This window comes from Salipiger marinus (genome assembly GCF_900100085.1).
GTDB lineage: Bacteria > Pseudomonadota > Alphaproteobacteria > Rhodobacterales > Rhodobacteraceae > Salipiger > Salipiger marinus.
Window position 1 is genome coordinate 39,293 of the sequence record NZ_FNEJ01000021.1, and the last position, 16,578, is coordinate 55,870.

The 16,578-nt window shown below is 67.9% G+C and carries 18 protein-coding genes; 8 read left to right on the plus strand and 10 right to left on the minus strand.

Going from position 1 to position 16,578, the window contains the following annotated elements; genetic code table 11:
- Nucleotides 1-11: 11 nt before the first annotated feature.
- Nucleotides 12-440, minus strand: coding sequence for an organic hydroperoxide resistance protein (locus BLR51_RS19910; protein ID WP_089850279.1), 429 nt, complete (start codon nucleotides 438-440; stop codon nucleotides 12-14).
- 106 nt (nucleotides 441-546) lie between these two features.
- Between BLR51_RS19910 and BLR51_RS19915 the strand changes: the two genes are divergently transcribed.
- Nucleotides 547-975: a MarR family winged helix-turn-helix transcriptional regulator gene (locus BLR51_RS19915; protein ID WP_089850281.1), complete on the plus strand. Its 429-nt coding sequence runs from the start codon at nucleotides 547-549 to the stop codon at nucleotides 973-975.
- Between the two features lie 66 nt (nucleotides 976-1,041).
- Here BLR51_RS19915 and BLR51_RS19920 read toward each other — a convergent pair whose 3' ends face one another.
- The 3 genes from BLR51_RS19920 to cobT all read right to left on the minus strand — a co-directional run bounded on the left by BLR51_RS19920 (nucleotide 1,042) and on the right by cobT (nucleotide 5,264).
- Nucleotides 1,042-1,386, minus strand: coding sequence for a DUF427 domain-containing protein (locus BLR51_RS19920; RefSeq protein WP_207543668.1), 345 nt, complete (start codon nucleotides 1,384-1,386; stop codon nucleotides 1,042-1,044).
- Between the two features lie 57 nt (nucleotides 1,387-1,443).
- Nucleotides 1,444-3,222, minus strand: coding sequence for an aminopeptidase P family protein (locus BLR51_RS19925; protein ID WP_089850283.1), 1,779 nt, complete (start codon nucleotides 3,220-3,222; stop codon nucleotides 1,444-1,446).
- Nucleotides 3,223-3,386: 164 nt separating this feature from the next.
- Nucleotides 3,387-5,264, minus strand: a complete 1,878-nt coding sequence (gene cobT, locus BLR51_RS19930) for a cobaltochelatase subunit CobT (RefSeq protein WP_089850381.1) — start codon at nucleotides 5,262-5,264, stop codon at nucleotides 3,387-3,389.
- Nucleotides 5,265-5,398: 134 nt separating this feature from the next.
- On the opposite strand from cobT, the gene BLR51_RS19935 reads away from it, so the two are divergent.
- Nucleotides 5,399-5,995, plus strand: coding sequence for an NADPH-dependent FMN reductase (locus tag BLR51_RS19935; RefSeq protein ID WP_089850285.1), 597 nt, complete (start codon nucleotides 5,399-5,401; stop codon nucleotides 5,993-5,995).
- A 69-nt stretch (nucleotides 5,996-6,064) separates the two neighbouring features.
- On the opposite strand, the gene BLR51_RS19940 is transcribed toward BLR51_RS19935, so the two are convergent.
- Together BLR51_RS19940 and cobS are read right to left on the minus strand one after the other, a co-directional pair.
- Nucleotides 6,065-6,394, minus strand: a complete 330-nt coding sequence (locus BLR51_RS19940; RefSeq protein ID WP_089850288.1) for a hypothetical protein — start codon at nucleotides 6,392-6,394, stop codon at nucleotides 6,065-6,067.
- Between the two features lie 86 nt (nucleotides 6,395-6,480).
- A complete protein-coding gene (cobS, locus tag BLR51_RS19945) occupies nucleotides 6,481-7,467 on the minus strand; it encodes a cobaltochelatase subunit CobS (protein ID WP_089850290.1) in 987 nt (328 codons plus the stop codon).
- Nucleotides 7,468-7,758: 291 nt separating this feature from the next.
- Here cobS and BLR51_RS19950 point away from each other — a divergent pair, with 291 nt between their 5' ends.
- The 3 genes from BLR51_RS19950 (at nucleotide 7,759) to BLR51_RS19960 (ending at nucleotide 9,661) form a co-directional block, all read left to right on the plus strand.
- The gene (locus BLR51_RS19950; protein WP_269062087.1) at nucleotides 7,759-8,262 is read left to right on the plus strand and encodes a sigma-70 family RNA polymerase sigma factor; all 504 of its coding nucleotides are present in this window, start codon (nucleotides 7,759-7,761) and stop codon (nucleotides 8,260-8,262) included.
- Nucleotides 8,259-8,966 carry an anti-sigma factor gene (locus BLR51_RS19955; RefSeq protein WP_089850294.1) on the plus strand — a complete coding sequence of 236 codons (708 nt, stop codon included), beginning with the start codon at nucleotides 8,259-8,261 and terminating at the stop codon, nucleotides 8,964-8,966. The genes BLR51_RS19950 and BLR51_RS19955 overlap by 4 nt, the downstream gene beginning before the upstream one ends.
- A 146-nt stretch (nucleotides 8,967-9,112) precedes the next feature.
- Nucleotides 9,113-9,661, plus strand: a complete 549-nt coding sequence (locus BLR51_RS19960; protein WP_089850295.1) for a fasciclin domain-containing protein — start codon at nucleotides 9,113-9,115, stop codon at nucleotides 9,659-9,661.
- Nucleotides 9,662-9,950: 289 nt separating this feature from the next.
- On the opposite strand, the gene BLR51_RS19965 is transcribed toward BLR51_RS19960, so the two are convergent.
- Nucleotides 9,951-10,580, minus strand: a complete 630-nt coding sequence (locus BLR51_RS19965) for a J domain-containing protein (RefSeq protein ID WP_089850297.1) — start codon at nucleotides 10,578-10,580, stop codon at nucleotides 9,951-9,953.
- A gap of 73 nt (nucleotides 10,581-10,653) precedes the next feature.
- Here BLR51_RS19965 and BLR51_RS19970 point away from each other — a divergent pair, with 73 nt between their 5' ends.
- On the plus strand, nucleotides 10,654-10,911 hold the full coding sequence (locus BLR51_RS19970) for a BolA family protein (RefSeq protein WP_089850299.1): 258 nt from the start codon (nucleotides 10,654-10,656) through the stop codon (nucleotides 10,909-10,911).
- Between the two features lie 9 nt (nucleotides 10,912-10,920).
- Here BLR51_RS19970 and BLR51_RS28035 read toward each other — a convergent pair whose 3' ends face one another.
- On the minus strand, nucleotides 10,921-11,451 hold the full coding sequence (locus tag BLR51_RS28035; RefSeq protein WP_207543669.1) for a DUF4177 domain-containing protein: 531 nt from the start codon (nucleotides 11,449-11,451) through the stop codon (nucleotides 10,921-10,923).
- A gap of 544 nt (nucleotides 11,452-11,995) precedes the next feature.
- On the opposite strand from BLR51_RS28035, the gene BLR51_RS19980 reads away from it, so the two are divergent.
- Complete coding sequence (locus BLR51_RS19980) at nucleotides 11,996-12,412, plus strand: VOC family protein (protein WP_089850383.1); 417 nt, start codon at nucleotides 11,996-11,998, stop codon at nucleotides 12,410-12,412.
- A gap of 169 nt (nucleotides 12,413-12,581) precedes the next feature.
- Here BLR51_RS19980 and gatB read toward each other — a convergent pair whose 3' ends face one another.
- Together gatB and BLR51_RS19990 are read right to left on the minus strand one after the other, a co-directional pair.
- Nucleotides 12,582-14,096 (minus strand): Asp-tRNA(Asn)/Glu-tRNA(Gln) amidotransferase subunit GatB, encoded by a 1,515-nt coding sequence (gatB, locus tag BLR51_RS19985; RefSeq protein ID WP_089850301.1) that lies wholly within the window; start codon nucleotides 14,094-14,096, stop codon nucleotides 12,582-12,584.
- 71 nt (nucleotides 14,097-14,167) lie between these two features.
- On the minus strand, nucleotides 14,168-15,397 hold the full coding sequence (locus tag BLR51_RS19990) for a hypothetical protein (protein ID WP_089850303.1): 1,230 nt from the start codon (nucleotides 15,395-15,397) through the stop codon (nucleotides 14,168-14,170).
- A 208-nt stretch (nucleotides 15,398-15,605) separates the two neighbouring features.
- Here BLR51_RS19990 and BLR51_RS19995 point away from each other — a divergent pair, with 208 nt between their 5' ends.
- Nucleotides 15,606-16,493, plus strand: a complete 888-nt coding sequence (locus BLR51_RS19995; RefSeq protein WP_089850305.1) for a lytic transglycosylase domain-containing protein — start codon at nucleotides 15,606-15,608, stop codon at nucleotides 16,491-16,493.
- Nucleotides 16,494-16,578: the final 85 nt, after the last annotated feature.

Consider the following 16,578-nt stretch of genomic DNA (forward strand, 5'->3'; position numbering starts at 1 on the left):
TTGGCCGTGGCTCAGGCGAGTTCGGTCTCGACGTCGATATTGCCATGGGTCGCGTTGGAATACGGGCAGATGAAATGGCCGCGTTCCACGATCTTTTCCGCCACGTCGCGCTCCAGCCCGGGCAGGGCGACCACCAGCTTGACCTTCAGGCCAAAGCCGCCCTCGCTGCGCGGGCCGATGCCCACATGCGCGGTGACGGTGGCATCCTCGGGCACGGTGCCCAACTTTTCGGAGCTTGCGGCAAAGCGCATCGCGCCCAGATAGCAGGCGGCATAGCCAAGCGCGAACAGCTCTTCGGGGTTGTGACCCGCGCCCGATCCGCCCAGCTCCTTCGGGCTCGCCATGGTGACGGTCAGCATGCCGGAGGCAAGCTTCGCCACGCCGTTGCGGCCGCCGCCGGTGGCCTGCGCTTCGGTCCAGTATTTTGTATCAATGGTCATGGGGGTAATTCCTTCGCTAACGATTGTATCGTGCACGATTGATAACGCGGCCCGGAACTGCCGTCAATCGCTTGCGAAAGGATCGCGCGCGATATAACTTGCCGCGATGACCCTAGCCCCCGCCGACATGATCTGCTTCGCGCTGTATTCCGCCACCCATGCGATGCAGCAGGCCTACCGCCCGCATCTGGACCGGCTGGGCCTGACCTATCCGCAATATCTGGTGCTGAGCGCGCTCTGGACCGCCGACACCCCGCCGCGCATGGGCGATGTCGCGCGCCAGCTGCAGCTGGAATCGAACACGCTGACGCCGCTGCTGAAACGGCTCGAGGCGGCAGGTCTGCTGATCCGCCGCCGCGATCCGGAGGACGAGCGGCAGGTGCGGCTGGACCTGACCGAAGCAGGCCAGCAGATGCGCGCCCGCGCCGCCCATGTGCCGGGCTGCATCGCGGATGAGGCGGGCCTGCCGCTGGACGATCTGCTGCGCCTGCGCGACGAGATCACCACGCTGCGCGACCAGTTGCGCAAGGCCTGAAGGCGTCGCGCAGCCGGGCGTCAGGCCAGCAGCCCGCGCCCGCCTGCGGAGTTCAGGCCGAACCGGTCAGACCTGTTCGACCGCCACGCCATCCTGCACGTCAAAGGCCAGATAGCCGCCGATCTCTGCCGCGTCGGGTTTCGGCTGCGTATAGCAGAACACCGCATTCTCATAGGTGCGGCTTTTCGAGGCGATGTGGTAATGCTCCGCCTCGCCAAGCGCCGCGCTGGAGCTGCGATAGGGGCTGGGCTCCAGAAAGGCCATGGCCACATCCTCGCGCGGGAAGAAGATGACGAAGGGCTTGTCGCCCTCGGTCAGTTCCAGCGCCCGGCTGCTTTCGCCCAGAACGGCCCCGCCCGCGCGGATCACCCAAGTGCCGCCCGCCGGACGGACTGCGATATGTTTCAGCATCCTGTCTCTCCCATCAACCCGCTCATGGTATAGCGACGTCCCTGCGACAGTCCCGTGTCAAAGCGGCGCACAGGCCGCCCCGAGCCAGTCCCGTGCCGCGCCTTCCACCAGCGGTGCGATACGTTCCAGAACCTCGGCGTGATAGGCGTTCAGCCAGTCGCGCTCCGCGCTGGTCAGCAGCCCCGTCTCCACCAGATGCCGGTCGATGGGCACATAGGTCAGCGTCTCGAAACGCAGCATGCGCGCAACAGTCTGGCCGGGCAGGGGGGGCGCGGGCTCCACCGCGATGAGGTTCTCGATGCGGATACCATAAGCGCCCTCGCGATAGAAGCCCGGCTCGTTGGACAGGATCATCCCCGGCTCCAGCGGCACGGTGCCGCTGCGGGCGATGCGCTGCGGCCCCTCATGCACCGACAGATAGGCGCCGACGCCATGCCCGGTGCCATGGCCATAATCCAGCCCCGCCTCCCAGAGCGAGACCCGCGCCAGCGCGTCGATGTCGCGCCCGGCCAGCCCCTCGGGCCAGCGCAGCCGCGACAGCGCGATCATGCCCTTCAGCACGCGGGTGAAGGCCTGACGCTCCTCGTCTCCGGCAGGACCGATGGCCAGCGTGCGGGTGATGTCGGTGGTGCCGTCCTGATACTGCCCGCCGCTGTCCACCAGCAGCAGATCGCCCGCCTGCACCACGCGGTCGGTCTCCTCGGTCACGCGGTAATGCACGATGGCGCCATTGGGACCGCTGCCCGCGATGGTCTCAAACGAGATGTCGCGCAGGGCATTGGTGGCGCGGCGCTCGGCCTCCAGCGCGCGCACCACGTCGATCTCCGAAAAGCTGCCGGGGGTCTGCGCGTCGAGCCATGTCAGGAAGCGCACCATGGCCGCCCCGTCGCGCAGATGGGCGGCGCGGGTTCCGGCAAGCTCGGCCCCGGTCTTGCGCGCCTTGGGCAGAAGACAGGGATCGGGCGCCTCCACCAGCGCGCGGCCTGCCAGCGCCTCGGCCACCGCCACGGGGCAGGTGGCGGGGTCGATCTGCACCGGGCCTTCCAGCGCGCGCAGGGCGGGCAGAAAGGCGTCAGGCTCGGCCAGCGTGACCTGCGGCCCCAGATGCGCGCCCAGATCCGCCAGCTTCTCCGCCGCCATGAACAGCGTCACTCCTCCTTCGGCCTGCAGCAGCGCAAAGCCATGCGGCACCGGATTGCGCGGAATGTCGGATCCCCGGATGTTCAGCAGCCATGCCAGACTGTCGGGCAGGGTGAGGACACAGGCACGGGCGCGGGTGAGCCCCGCCGCCAGCTGCGCGATCTTGTCGCCATGGGACAGCCCCGCCAGATCCTCGGGCTGGGCAAAGACCCGGCCCGCGGGCGGCGGCGGCTGGTCGGTCCAGATCCGGTCCACCAGATTGGCGACCGGCACAAGCTCCACCGCGCCCAGATCGGCGCGCAGCCGCGTGGCCTGCTCCACCGAAAGCAGCCATGGATCAAACCCGACCCGACCGCCCTGCGGCAGCCGCGCCGCGATCCAGACGCCCAAGCTGGTTTCCGGCCAGTCCACCGGGGTGAACTCGGCGGCCACCTGCGCCTTGACCTGCACCCGGTAGCGGCCATCGACAAACACCCCGGCACTGTCGCGCAGCGCCACGCAAAAGCCCGCCGATCCGGTAAAGCCGGTCAGCCATGCCAGCCGGTCGTCATGCGGCGCCACATATTCGCCCTGATGCGCATCGGCGCGCGGCACCAGAAACCCGTCCAGACCCTCCGCCGCAAGCTCGGCACGCAGGGCGGCCAGACGGGGCGGCCCCTGCTCCGGGCGGGCGGCGGTCTCGAAGCTCTGGAACATGGCGGTCTCTCCTCTGGAGGGCTGGTCAGGGGCTCTGCCCCTCTTGGCGCGTGCCGCGCCAATTCACCCCGGGATATTTCTGGTCAGAAGAAAACTCGCATATCCTTCTTCTGACCAAAAATATCCCGGGGAGCCCGAGGGGCTGGCCCCTCGGCCCCGGCATCTCAGCTTATGCGGCGCATGCCCATGACCCGTGCCCGGGCGCGCGGGTCCGAATCGAACAGGGCGGCGAGCTGTTCGGTCATCGCTCCGGCGAGCTGTTCCACGTCGGTGATGGTCACGGCGCGGTTGTAGTAGCGGGTCACGTCATGGCCGATGCCGATGGCCAGCAGTTCCACCTGCCGGCGCCGTTCCACCATGGCGATGACATCGCGCAGGTGCTTTTCAAGGTAGTTGGCGGGGTTCACCGACAGGGTGCTGTCATCCACCGGCGCGCCATCGGAGATCACCATCAGGATCTTGCGCGCCTCGGGGCGCCCGACCATACGCCGGTGCGCCCATTCCAGCGCCTCGCCGTCGATGTTTTCCTTCAGCAGGCCCTCTTTCATCATCAGGCCCAGATTGTCGCGCACCCGGCGCCACGGCGCGTCGGCGCGTTTGTAGATGATGTGACGCAGGTCATTCAGCCGCCCGGGCTGCTGTTCGCGCCCCTCGGCCAGCCATTTTTCACGGGCAAGCCCGCCCTTCCACGCGCGGGTGGTGAAGCCAAGGATCTCCACCTTGACCGAGCAGCGTTCCAGCGTGCGCGCCAGAACATCGGCACAGATCGCCGCGATGGAGATGGGGCGCCCGCGCATGGATCCGGAATTGTCCAGCAGCAGCGTCACCACCGTGTCGCGGAATTCCGTATCCTTCTCGACCTTGAAGCTGAGCGGGGTGGTCGGGTTCGCGACCACGCGTGCCAGACGTCCGGCATCAAGGATGCCTTCCTCCAGATCGAATTCCCAGCTGCGGTTCTGCTGCGCCTGCAGGCGGCGCTGCAGCTTGTTGGCCAGCCGCGACACCGCCCCTTTCAGCGGATCAAGCTGCTGGTCCAGATAGGCGCGCAGGCGTTCCAGTTCGGCGGGATCGGCCAGATCCTCGGCGGGGATTTCCTCGTCATGGCTGCCGTCATAGACCTTGTAGAGCGGATCGGCCTCGGAGGCGGCGGGGGGCGGCGGCGGTTCCAGCGGCGCCTCGCCGTCCGGCATCTCGGCCTCTTCGCCCATCTCCTGATCGGCAAGCTCGTCCATGGAGACCTGCGCCTGACTCTGGTCCTGCGTGTCGTCCTGCGACTGTTCGGGCGAGGCTTCCGCCTCGTCCTGATCCTGCTGGTCGTCGCCGTTGGAATCGGGCTGTTCGTCTTCGTCGGATCCGGGTTCGGCCTCGTCCTGCTGGTCGTCATCCAGCTGGTCCGGGTCATCGCCCAGCTGGTCGCCATAGCCCAGATCGGTGATGATCTGCCGCGCGAAACGGGCAAAGGCGGTCTGGTCGGCCAGCTTGTCCTGCAGGCTTTCCAGCGTGCCGCCCGCCTGATCCTCGATGAAGCCGCGCCACAGTTCCATGACATGGCGCGCGTCCTTGGGCAGGTCGCGTCCGGTGGCCAGATGGCGGATCATGTAGCCCGCTGCCACCGGCAGCGGCGCCTCCGAGGCCTGGGTGATCTGCCCATAGCCGCGCCGCGCCGCCTCGTGGCCGATCTTGGCGTCGATATTGCCGGCGGTGCCGGGCATGTCGCGCGCCCCCATCGCTTCGCAGCGCGCGGTTTCCATCGCCTCGTAAAGATCGCGGGCGATGGCGCCGGGGGGCGCGTAGCGGGTATGGGTCGCGGGATCGTGATAGCGCCGGTACAGCGCCAGCGCGTCGGCGGTGCCGCGGGCCAGCAGCACCTCGTCGCGGGTCAGACGGCGCGACACCTGCGGCAGGCGCATGATGTCGCCCGACACCCCGGAGGGGTCGACGGAATAGTTGACCGTAAGCTCGGGATCGTCGGCCATGACCTTGGTGGCCTCGGCCAGCGCCTTCTTGAACGGATCTGCGGGGTTGTCGGTGTCGCGTGCCATGGCACAGGTTTCGCGCCGCCGCGCGGGATTGGCAAGAGGGAAGCGCACAGCGGCTGTGCGGGGACCGGATCTTTGCCTGTGGACCGTGCCGCGCCATGTTGTGCGGGGACACCCCCTTTGCCAAGGAGACTTTCATGACCCGCAAGCCCCGCATCGCCGTCATCACCGGCAGCACCCGTGACGCGCGCTGGAACCATGTGCCCGCCGACTGGATCACCGCGCGCCTGCAGGCCGATGGCCGGATGGAAGCCGAGCTTCTGGACCTGCGCGATTTCGACCTGCCCTTCTTTGACGAGGCGGCCTCCAACCTCTGGGCGCCCTCGCAGGATCCCCGTGCCGTGCGCTGGCAGGAAACGCTGGCGGAGTTTGACGGCTATATTTTTGTGGTCGCGGAATACAACCACTCCATCACCGGTGTGCTGAAGAACGCGCTGGATCAGGCCTACAAGGAATGGAACCGCAAGCCTGCAGGCGCCGTGGGCTATGGCGGCGTGGGGGCTGCGCGCGCGATCGAGCATCTGCGCGGCATCGCGGTGGAGCTGCAGATGGTGCCGCTGCGCAACGCCGTACATATCGCTGCCGGCACCTTCATGGAGGTTCATCCGCTGGGCGGGCAGGAAAAGCCGCTGGCGGAGGTCGAGAACGCCATCGGCGGATCTGCCGATGCGATGATCGAAGAACTGCTGTGGTGGGCCGAGGCCACCATGGCCGCCCGCGCCACAAGCGCCTGAGGGGGCAGGGGGGCTCTGCCCCCCGCGCCTGCGGCGCTCCCCCCGGAGTTTAGGGGCAAGATGAAAGCGCTACTCCGCGCGCAGCAGCCCATCGCAGCGCGCGGCAATGCGTTCGGCGAGATCCCGGCTCTGCCTGTCGCCGCGAAGCACGCCCCGATGCAGCAGCCGGAATCCTTCCCGTTCACGGGCGAAGGCGGCGTCATCGGGTGTGGTGATGCGCGCCCGGAAGTCATCCGCCAGCGCTTCAGATGTGGCAGGGCTGATCCCGTAACCGGGGGAGGCGCGGCGGATATCGGCGGAGGCCTGCCAGAAGGCGGCGCAGCGCAGCGCCGCGTCGCTGTCCGCCGCGCCCGGACCCGCGGCAAGCAGAAGGCCGAGGCACAGCCCCGGCCCTTTCATCTTGCCCGTCAAACTCCGGGGGGAGCGCCGCAGGCGCGGGGGGCAGAGCCCCCCGGCAGCGGCTGTCCCTCGCGGAGCGCGCCCGGTCACGTGATGGACAGGCTTGCGGCGCTTTCGGGCAGTTCCTCGTCAAAGCAGCGCTGGTAGAATTCCGCCACTGTCTGGCGTTCCAGCTCGTCGCATTTGTTGAGGAAGCTCAGCCGGAACGCGTAGCCGACGTTGCGGAAGATCTCGGCATTCTGCGCCCAGGCGATGACCGTCCGCGGCGACATCACCGTCGACAGTTCGCCGTTCATGAAGGCGCGGCGGGTGAAGTCGGCCACGGTCACCATCTGGCGGATGGTCTTGCGGCCCTTCTCGTTGTTGTAATGCGGGGCCTTCGACAGCACGATGTTCACTTCGGCGTCGATGCTGAGATAGTTCAGCGTCGCCACGAGGCTCCAGCGGTCCATCTGGCCTTGGTTGATCTGCTGGGTACCGTGGTAAAGCCCGGTCGTGTCGCCCAGACCCACGGTGTTGGCGGTGGCGAAGATGCGGAAATACTTGTGCGGGGTCAGCACCTGATTCTGGTCCAGCAGCGTCAGCTTGCCGTCGGTTTCCAGCACGCGCTGGATCACGAACATCACGTCGGCGCGGCCTGCATCATATTCGTCGAACACGATGGCGCAGGGGTTGCGCAGCGCCCAGGGCAGGATGCCTTCCTGAAACTGGGTGGTCTGCTTGCCGTCCACCAGCTTGATCGCGTCCTTGCCGATCAGGTCGATCCGGCTGATATGGCTGTCGAGGTTGACCCGCACGGCCGGCCAGTTCAGGCGGCTGGCCACCTGTTCGATATGGGTCGATTTGCCGGTGCCGTGATAGCCCTGGATCATCACGCGGCGGTTGTTGCGAAAGCCCGCAAGGATGGCCAGCGTGGTGTCGGGGTCGAACTTGTAGGTGCTGTCCAGATCCGGCACGCGGTCGGTGCGGTCGGCAAAGCCATGCACCACCATGTCGGTGTCGATGCCGAACACCTCGCGGACCGAGATTTCCTCGGTGGGTTTCGCATTGATGTCGATGATGCCATCCGCCATGGTCGTGCCCCTGTCCGGTCGTGAAGAAACTTGGGCTCCGTCGTGCCTCATATCCTGACCAAGGGCAAGGGGCGCGGGCGCATCGTCGCCGGGCGGGCCGGTGATTGGCGGCGGCGCGGGCAAAGCTGCGCCGCAGCACCGGTCGGGCGCGCGCTCAAATATCTGTCCGCGAATATGTTTGCCGGGGCCAGCGGCCCGCGCTAGGGTATCGCTCGACGAACAGAGACCGGCGAAAAATAAACCGTGACTTCCCCGCATCCTGATATCGAGGATCTGATCGCCCGCATCGCGATGGGGGACAGAGCATCCTTCCGCACGCTCTATGATCGCACCTCCGCGAAACTCTTTGGCGTCTGCCTGCGTGTCTTGGATGATCGCACCCAAGCCGAGGAGGCATTACAGGATGTCTTCATCAAGGTCTGGAACAATGCCGGTCAGTACCGGGTCAACGGGTTTTCTCCGATGACGTGGCTGATCACTCTGGCGCGCAATGCGGCGGTGGACCGGCGGCGGAAGCGTGATGCGGGCCGACGGCCCGAGCCGATCGATGCTGCGGATTTTGTGGCCGATCCCTCTCCGGGCCCTGCAGCCCTGCTGGAGGCGCGGGCCGAAGCGGCGGCGCTGGGGGCCTGTCTGCGGGAACTGCCGCCCGACCGCGCCGAGATGGTCCGCAGGGCCTATCTGGAAGGCGCCACCTATGCCGAGCTGTCCACCGCGACGGGGGTCAAGCTCAACACTGTTCGAACCTGGCTGCGACGCAGCCTGATGCAACTGAGGGAGTGCCTGAGCCGATGACCGGGCGAGACGAGACGGATCTGCCGGGGGGCTGGGAAGCCGCCGCGGCGGAATACGTCCTCGGGCTTCTGCCGGAGGCTGAGGCGCGCGCCTTTCATGCGCGGCTGGGGCAGGACCGTGACCTGCAGCGCGATGTCGAGGCATGGCAGGATTACTTTTCCACCCTGACGGACGAGATCGCGCCGGTGGCGCCGCCGCCGCAGGTGCTGCGCCGGATCGAGGCGCGGCTTTATGGCCGTCGCCGCCGGGGCTTTGGCAGCAGTCTGCTGCCCTATCTGCTGGGCGCGGTCACCGCCGGGGCGCTGGCCTGGGCCGCGCTGACCACGGGTCTGGTCGGACCGGCGGAAGATCCGCATCTTTATGCCGAACTGCGGGTGCCCGACCGGGGGCTCGACATGCTGGCGCATTGGTCGCCGGAAACCGGCACCTTCATGGTGCGCTGGGATGGCGGGGATTATCCCGACGACCGCGCGCTGCAGATCTGGGTGATCCCCGAAGGGGCGGAAACGCCGCTGTCGGTGGGCCTGATCGCGCGCGGCGAGGGGCTGACCTCGATCTGGCTGCCGGAGGATCTGGCGGCGCAGGTGCCGGGGGCCACGGTCGCCATTTCCGAAGAGCCCGAGGGCGGATCGCCCACCGGCCTGCCCACCGGCCCGGTGCTGGCCAGCGGCCTGCTGGACGCCCGCATCCCCGCCAGCCTGTGACGGTCGCGCGGCGCCTTCGGGCGCCTGCGCATGGTCACGCGGATGTGAGCGGAACCGCTGCCGCCGCTGAAACTCCAACCCGCCAGATGGCGTGACTTCGACTGATCCCGCCGACATCCGGCGGGGCAGTTGGAGGAACTATCATCATGTTTGACGCATTCAAGGTTGCCCTTCTGGTCCTGCCGCTTGGCCTGCCGGTCGTCGCGCAGGAAAACCCGATGGTGGGCGGCGCCGCCATGTTTGCCGACCGCTCCATCGTGGCGAACGCGGTCAATTCCAAGGATCATGAAACGCTGGTCGCCGCCGTGCAGCAGGCCGGTCTGGTGGACACGCTGAATTCCGAAGGTCCGTTCACGGTCTTCGCGCCGACCGATGCGGCCTTTGACCGGATTTCCGACGAAAGCCTGTCGCAGCTGATGATGCCGCAGAACAAGGCGCAGCTGGCCCAGATCCTGACCTGTCATGTCGTGGCTGCCAGCGTGATGTCCGATGCCATCGCCGGGATGATCGCGGATGATGGCGGCGTGCATCCGGTGCCGACCGTCGGCGGCTGCACGCTGCAGGCGCGGATGCAGGGCGGCAAGATCACGCTGACCGATGAACAGGGCCGTTCTGCCACCGTGACCATCGCGGATGTGCGCCAGTCCAACGGCGTCATCCATGTGATCGACCGGGTGCTGCTGCCCGCCATGTAAGCCCCGGACGGCAAACCGCCCCGCCGGAGGGTGACGGCGGGGCGGCAGACAGGGACAACCTGCACGCCTAGGGGAGTGGCGTGCAGGCCCGTTCGGTCCGTGAGAGTCCGGCACAGGGAGCGCGGAAGCTCACCGGTGGATCATCTCCACCGACAGCCCAGCCCTACCATGTGTTGAAGGCGAGCGTCCAGCGTGAACGTGCAACCATAGGGTGAGCGAAGGCGAGAAGCTGCCGAGTCGGCGAAAAGGCCGGGGAGATGCCGAAATTTCCGGCACATCCCTGACTGGCTCACTTGAAGTTGCGGCTCTCCTTGATCTGATCCCATGCCCAGACCACCTCCTGCAGCTGGTCTTCCTGACTGCGGTCGCCGCCGTTCATGTCGGGATGCAGCACCTTGATCAGCGCCTTGTAGGCCTTGCGCACCTCGGCCTTGGTCTCGGCATCGCGCAGGTCCAGAATCTCCAGCGCGCGCTTTTCGGTGGGGGGCAGGCGGCGCCCGGTGCCCGCCGCCTTGTTGCGGCCCGGATTGCGCGTGGCGTTTTCGCCCAGCACCTGATGCGCGTCCTCGATGCCCAGCCGGGCCCAGGCCCGCGCTTCGGGATCGCGGTAATCCTTGGTCTTGCGCTCCCAGACCTTGTCGGCGGTGGACTGCGCGTTCATCTCCGCCTCGGTCTTGCCGTGGAAGAAATTCCATTGGTTGTTGTAGTCGCGCACATGGTCCTTGCAGAACCAGAAGAAGTCATCCAGCACATCCGGCGCCTTGGGCGCACGGAACTTGCCGGGCTCCTGACAGCCCTCGTGATCACACACGCGGGTCGAGGTCTCCTGCTCGCCGGTCATGCCGCGCCGCCCGCGCGGATTTTTTCTTTTTGCCGACTTGATCGACATGTCGAAACCGAAGGGATCGGGTCTGCTCATGGTCTCACCTTTTCGACTCGGACGCAGCAGTTTAGACAATCCTCCGAGAGATTGAAGTGTCACGGAGGGAAAATTGTCGCGAGTCATGGAAATCGAGAGCCGCCTGAGGGCAGCGTTTTCACCGGCCGAGCTGGAGGTGCGCGACGAGAGCGCGCAACATATCGGCCATGCGGGGTATCAGGAAGGGGGCGAAAGCCATTTCCATGTGCGGATGCGCGCACCGGAGTTCAAGGGCATGGGCCGCATCGCCCGCCACCGCGCCGTGCACAGCGCACTGGGCGGGGATCTGGTCGGCGCCATCCACGCGCTGTCGCTGGATCTGCAGGACTGACGCTGCCGGTCAGTCCGTGCCGCCGCTGTCCTTCGTCCGCGTGTCGCGGTCGGAAAGGACGGTGAGCGGACGCTCCAGCGGGGGCGCGCCGTCCGGGCCCGCCTCTGCCGGGGGCCGCAGCGGGGCCTCGCGGGTGGCGCGCAGCAGATTGCGCTCCGGCTCCGGCTCGGGCTGGGGGTCGGGAAAGACCGGGCCCTGTCGCGGCGGATCGATCCGGGGCGCGGGGGCGGGGGTCTCTGCCGCCACGGGCGCAGGTGCCGTCACCACGGCCGGGGCAGGGGAGGGCGCGTGCATCTGCGCGCCCTGCGTCACCTCCCGGCGGAACACCAGAAGGTTGCGCCACACCGTCTGGCTGGAGGCAAGGCCGCTGCGTTCCTCGCTTGGCAGGGTTTCGGCGCGCTGATAGTCCCAGCCCTGCGCGGCCATGTCATTCATCAGCCGCTCGATGGCAAAGGCAAAGCGGTCTTCCGCGCCCTTCAGTCCACGTGCCTTCTCGCCCTTCGCGGGGGCGGGCACGACCTTGTATTCATACCTGTTCATGGCTGCGGTTTTCCCCGGATCCTTGCTGTCTGGCAAGGGGGTATCGGCGGCGCTCCGCCAAGTAAAGACCGGGGGCGGACCTGTGGCCCTCCCCCGGCTCGGCTGCTGGAAATGCGAAGTTTCAATGGACTGGTACGCCCGCCACGATGACCTGCAGCGCGCACCGGGCACTCACGGACCCGGTAACGTAACCCTAGCAAATCCGTGAGCAGAGCCGCGAGTGGGGGATTCCTTACGTTTCCTCCGCTGCCCCGGCAGCGTATCCGGGGCCTTTGCCGCTGCCCGCAGGAGGCTGTTCATATAGGCCGAAGTCCGGTTTTCTGCGCGGGTCATTGCGGCTTGCGCTGGCCGCAGGCAGCAGAAAGGGCGGACCTTGCGGGCAGGCCTTTGCCAGATGCGCAGGCCTTGGCGGTGCTGCGATGGTCCCCGATGGCGCGATGCAGCGGGACCACAGCAGAAGCTGGAGCCGGGCCGTGCCACGGGCTATGACCTTTGCGAGCCCCGGCACAATCGCCAGCCCGGCCTCTGACAGGAGATGTGCAGCATGATCGGTTATGTCACGGTCGGTGCCGACGACATCCCGCGCGCGAAGCGGTTCTATTCCGCGATCCTGCCCCCTTTGGGCTACGGGCTGGAGGAAGGGCCGGAAGGCCTGAGCTACGCGCTGCCGCAACACCCGGGCCGAGGCGCCAGTCTGCCCGAGTTCTACGTCAAACCGCCCTTCGATGGAGGGCCCGCATCAGCGGGCAATGGCGCGATGATCGCGTTTCAGGCAAGCTGCCAGCAGGAGGTCCGCGACCTTCATGCAGCGGCGCTCGCCGTAAGCGGGCGGGACGAAGGGCCGCCGGGGTTTCGCGACGCCTACGGGGCCAGTTTTTACGTGGGCTATCTGCGTGATCCGCAGGGCAACAAGATCGCGCTGTTTTGCAGCACTCAGGACGAGCCCGGGCGGGACGGCTAAGCCGCTATCCAGACGGTGCCACGGCAGGGGTGATCGCCGGGACCAAGACGCCGCAGCAGGGCGCGGCTTGCCGGAGGCCGGTCCACAAGGCCCTTCGCCCTGATGGCGCCGGACATGTAAAAAGGGCGGACCTTGCGGGTCCGCCCTTCTGTCCAGAATAGGCCCGCGCTCAGAGGCCCAGCTTGGCCGTCACGATCTCGTTGACCGCCTGCGGGTTGGCCTTGCCGCCGGTGGCCTTCATCACCTGCCCCACGAACCAGCCCGCCAGCTTGGGGTTCTGCTGGGCCTTTTCGACCTGCGCGGGGTTGGCGGCGATGATCTCGTCCACCGCGGCCTCGATGGCGCCGGTGTCGGTGACCTGCTTCAGCCCCTTCGCCTCGACGATCTGGGCCGGGTCGCCGCCGTCGGTATAGACGATCTCGAACACGTCCTTGGCGATCTTGCCGGAAATGTCGCCCGATTTGATCAGCGTGATGATGCCCGCAAGCTGGGCGGGGCTGACCGGGCTTTCGGTGATCTCGTGGCCTTCCTTCTTCAGCCGACCGAAGAGTTCGTTGATGACCCAGTTCGCGGCCAGCTTGCCGTCGCCGCAGCCGGTCACCACCTCTTCGAAATAGGCGGCGTTCACCACTTCGGCGGTCAGCACGCCCGCGTCATATTCCGACAGGCCGAATTCGGTGACAAAGCGCGCCTTCTTGGCATCGGGCAGTTCCGGCAGCGTCGCCCTGATGTCATCGACCCAAGCCTGTTCGATTTCCAGCGGCAGCAGGTCCGGATCGGGGAAGTAGCGGTAATCATGCGCCTCTTCCTTGGACCGCATCGACCGCGTCTCGCCCTTGTCGGGATCGTAAAGCCGGGTTTCCTGATCCACCGTGCCGCCCGCTTCAAGGATGGCGATCTGGCGCCGTGCCTCGAAATCGATCGCCGCCTGAATGAACCGCATGGAGTTCATGTTCTTGATCTCGCAGCGCGTGCCCAGATGGCCGAAATCCTGCGTTTCCTGATAGCGCTCATAGGCACCGGGGCGGCAGACCGACACGTTCACGTCGGCGCGCAGGTTGCCGTTCTGCATGTTGCCGTCGCAGGTGCCCAGATAGCGCAGGATCTGGCGCAGCTTGGCCACATAGGCCGCCGCCTCTTCGGGGCCGCGCAGGTCGGGGCGGCTGACGATTTCCATCAGCGCCACGCCGGTGCGGTTGAGATCGACAAAGGACATGGCCGGATCCATGTCATGGATCGACTTGCCCGCATCCTGTTCGATATGGATGCGTTCGATGCGCACCCGCCGCGCGATGCCCGGCTCCATGTCCACGATCACCTCGCCCTCGCCCACGATGGGGTGATACAGCTGGCTGATCTGATAGCCCTGCGGCAGATCCGGATAGAAGTAGTTCTTGCGGTCGAAGGCGGATTTCAGGTTGATCTGCGCCTTCAGCCCCAGCCCGGTGCGCACCGCCTGTTCCACGCAGAATTCGTTGATGACGGGCAGCATGCCGGGCATGGCCGCATCCACGAAGGCGACATTGGAATTGGGCTCGGCGCCGAACCGGGTGGAGGCGCCGGAAAAGAGCTTCGACTGGGACGAGATCTGGGCATGGATCTCCATCCCGATCACCAGTTCCCAGTCGTGTTTCGCCCCGGCGATGACCTTGGGTCTGGGGGGCTCGAAGCTCAGGTCAAGCATGGCGGTTCCTCGTCTGGCAGAATGACATGGGGATACGCCAGAGCGGCAGGGGGGGCAAGGGCACAGGCGGCTCAGCCTGCCGCGCGGATCTCCAGCCCTTGGGCAGAGATCACCACGCGATGGCCCCGGCGCAGATCGGCGGCAAAATGTTCGGCCAGCACCGACAGCGCGCGGACCTTGCCGCGCCGCAGCGCCGTGTCGCCGCTGCCCGCGCCGGGCCGTGCCTCGGCCCAGAGTTCGGGATGGATCTCGCGCAGGTGGTCGCGCAGGATCCAGCCAAGCGCGCCGGTGATCCGCGCCCGCGCCGTGCCGGGACCGGCGGCGCCCGACAGGGTCAGCCCGCAATAGGCCGCCAGCAGGTTCGCCATGTGCTGGCCGTCGCGCCGGGCCAGAATGTCATGCAGGCCTTCGCTGAACAGTTCCGCCTCCACATGGGCAAAGCCGCGGCTGTCCCCGGCCAGCACATCCATCCACACCCAGACATAGCCGCCCGCCCCCCACAGATCGGCGGTGCGCTGCGCGCAGCGGCGCGCCTCCAGATCAAGCCTGCGCCAGCTGCCGAACCGTGCCGGATGCAGGTCGCGCCCCAGCGCGCGCATGTGCTCGGGGCTGCCGGGGTCGAGATCGATCAGATCCTCGTAATCATCGGCGACCCGCGCCCCGGGCCGCGCCGCGCGGTCCAGCAGCGCGCAGCGCAGCGCGGCCAGCAGCGGCGAGTCAAGCTCCAGCGGCTCGAACGGCGCCACCAGCCGCGCCGCCGCGTCCAGATGCTGCGCGCGGGCCTCGCGCCGCGCCGGGGTCGGATCGGGCGCGCCGGGCCGCCCCTGCCAGACCCGCGCCATGGCCAGATGCGCCTGTGCCAGCAGTGCGGCCAGCCACGGATCCCCGGTCAGCCCTTCCATCGCCTGCTCCAGCACCTGCAGGATGCCCAGGGCGCGGGCGACCTCGGCGCGGTCGGCGGCGGCCAGCGCCGCTTCCAGCGCATCGGCGGCGGCCCCCTCCGCCAGCAGTCGCGCCACCGGCACAGCACCCGGCGTGCGCGCGCGCCCCTGATCGGCCTCCCGCAGGGCGCGGGCAAGCTGGTCCCAGCGGTCCTGCCGGGCCAGCCGCCGCCCGTGCAGCCGGATCCGGGCCTGCGCCGCCGCCTCGCTGCCGCCCTCGCAGACGGCGATGTCCAGCCGGGCGGGCGGCGGGCCCTCCCCCCGGGGGCCGTGCGGCGCGGCAGGGCGGGCGGCCCGGCCCCGGTCGGCAAGGCGGGCCATAAGGGCGCGGAAGGCGGGCAGGGCGGGACCATGTTGCATGCGACCAGCCTGCGAAGGGATTCGGGCCAAGGCAGGGCGCAAAGACGGAGTTCTGCAGGCAGCCCGACTGGCCCCGGGCCCGGGTTCCGCAAAACCGGCTCTCAAAAAATGCACAGGAGCCAAGGCATTGTGCGGCCATCGGCAATCCGCCGCGCATGTCCGGACGCATATATTGCCGGTTTTGCGGGCAGGCGGCATGGTCCACGCCATGCTGCACAAAGTTTTCCCCCTTGTGACGGCGCTGTTTCTGGCGCCCTCCGCCTTCGCGAATACCGGCCCTGCGCCGTTGACCCCGGCGCCTGCGCCCGTCAGCGGCGGGATCATGGCGCCCGGCCCGAAGGCCCCCGAGGCCCAAGCAGACTCGCTGCTCGCGGTTTCGGCCTCCCCGCGCCCCGTGGCGCGGCGTGTCATTCCCGAGGCCCGCTGGGGCACCGGAGCAGGGCGCACCGACTGGTCGCTGTCGGTGCTCTCGGCGCTGCGCGGCCCCGCCCGCGCGCTGCCCGCCACCGTGCCCGCCGACATCGCGCAATGGTGCCCGGCCTACCCTTCCGCCTCCCGCGACCAGCGCGAGGCCTTCTGGCTCGGGCTCGTGTCGGCGCTGGCCAAGCATGAAAGCACATGGCGCCCCACGGCGGTGGGCGGCGGCGGACAGTGGGTGGGCCTGCTGCAGATCCTTCCCGCCACCGCGCGCGGCTATGGCTGCGAGGCGCGCAGCGCCGAGGCGCTGAAGAACCCGCGCCTGAACCTTGCCTGCGGCATGCGCATCATGGCGCGCACGGTCAAACGCGACGGGGTGATCAGCCACAACATGCGCGGCGTCGCCGCCGACTGGGGCCCGTTCCATTCCCGCTCCAAGCGCGAGGACATGATGGCATGGACCCGCAGCCAGGATTATTGCAGCGGGCTGGCCCGCTCGCTGCGCCCGGTCGCGCGCCCCGAGGCGCTGACCATCATGGCAGGCGGTCCCTCGACCCGTCCGCTCGCCCGCCCCAAACAGCTTGATGCGCCCTATGCGCGCGAGATCATCGCGACCAAGGGCCGGGTGCCGGCGCAGGAAGACCGCCGCACCAGCTGGTTCGACCCAAGGCTGGACTGACTGGCGCGCGGGGTTTCAGGGCGCGACACCCGCGACCCCCAGACCCCGCCGCCTCTTCTGACCCCAAATATCCCGGGGGAGCCGC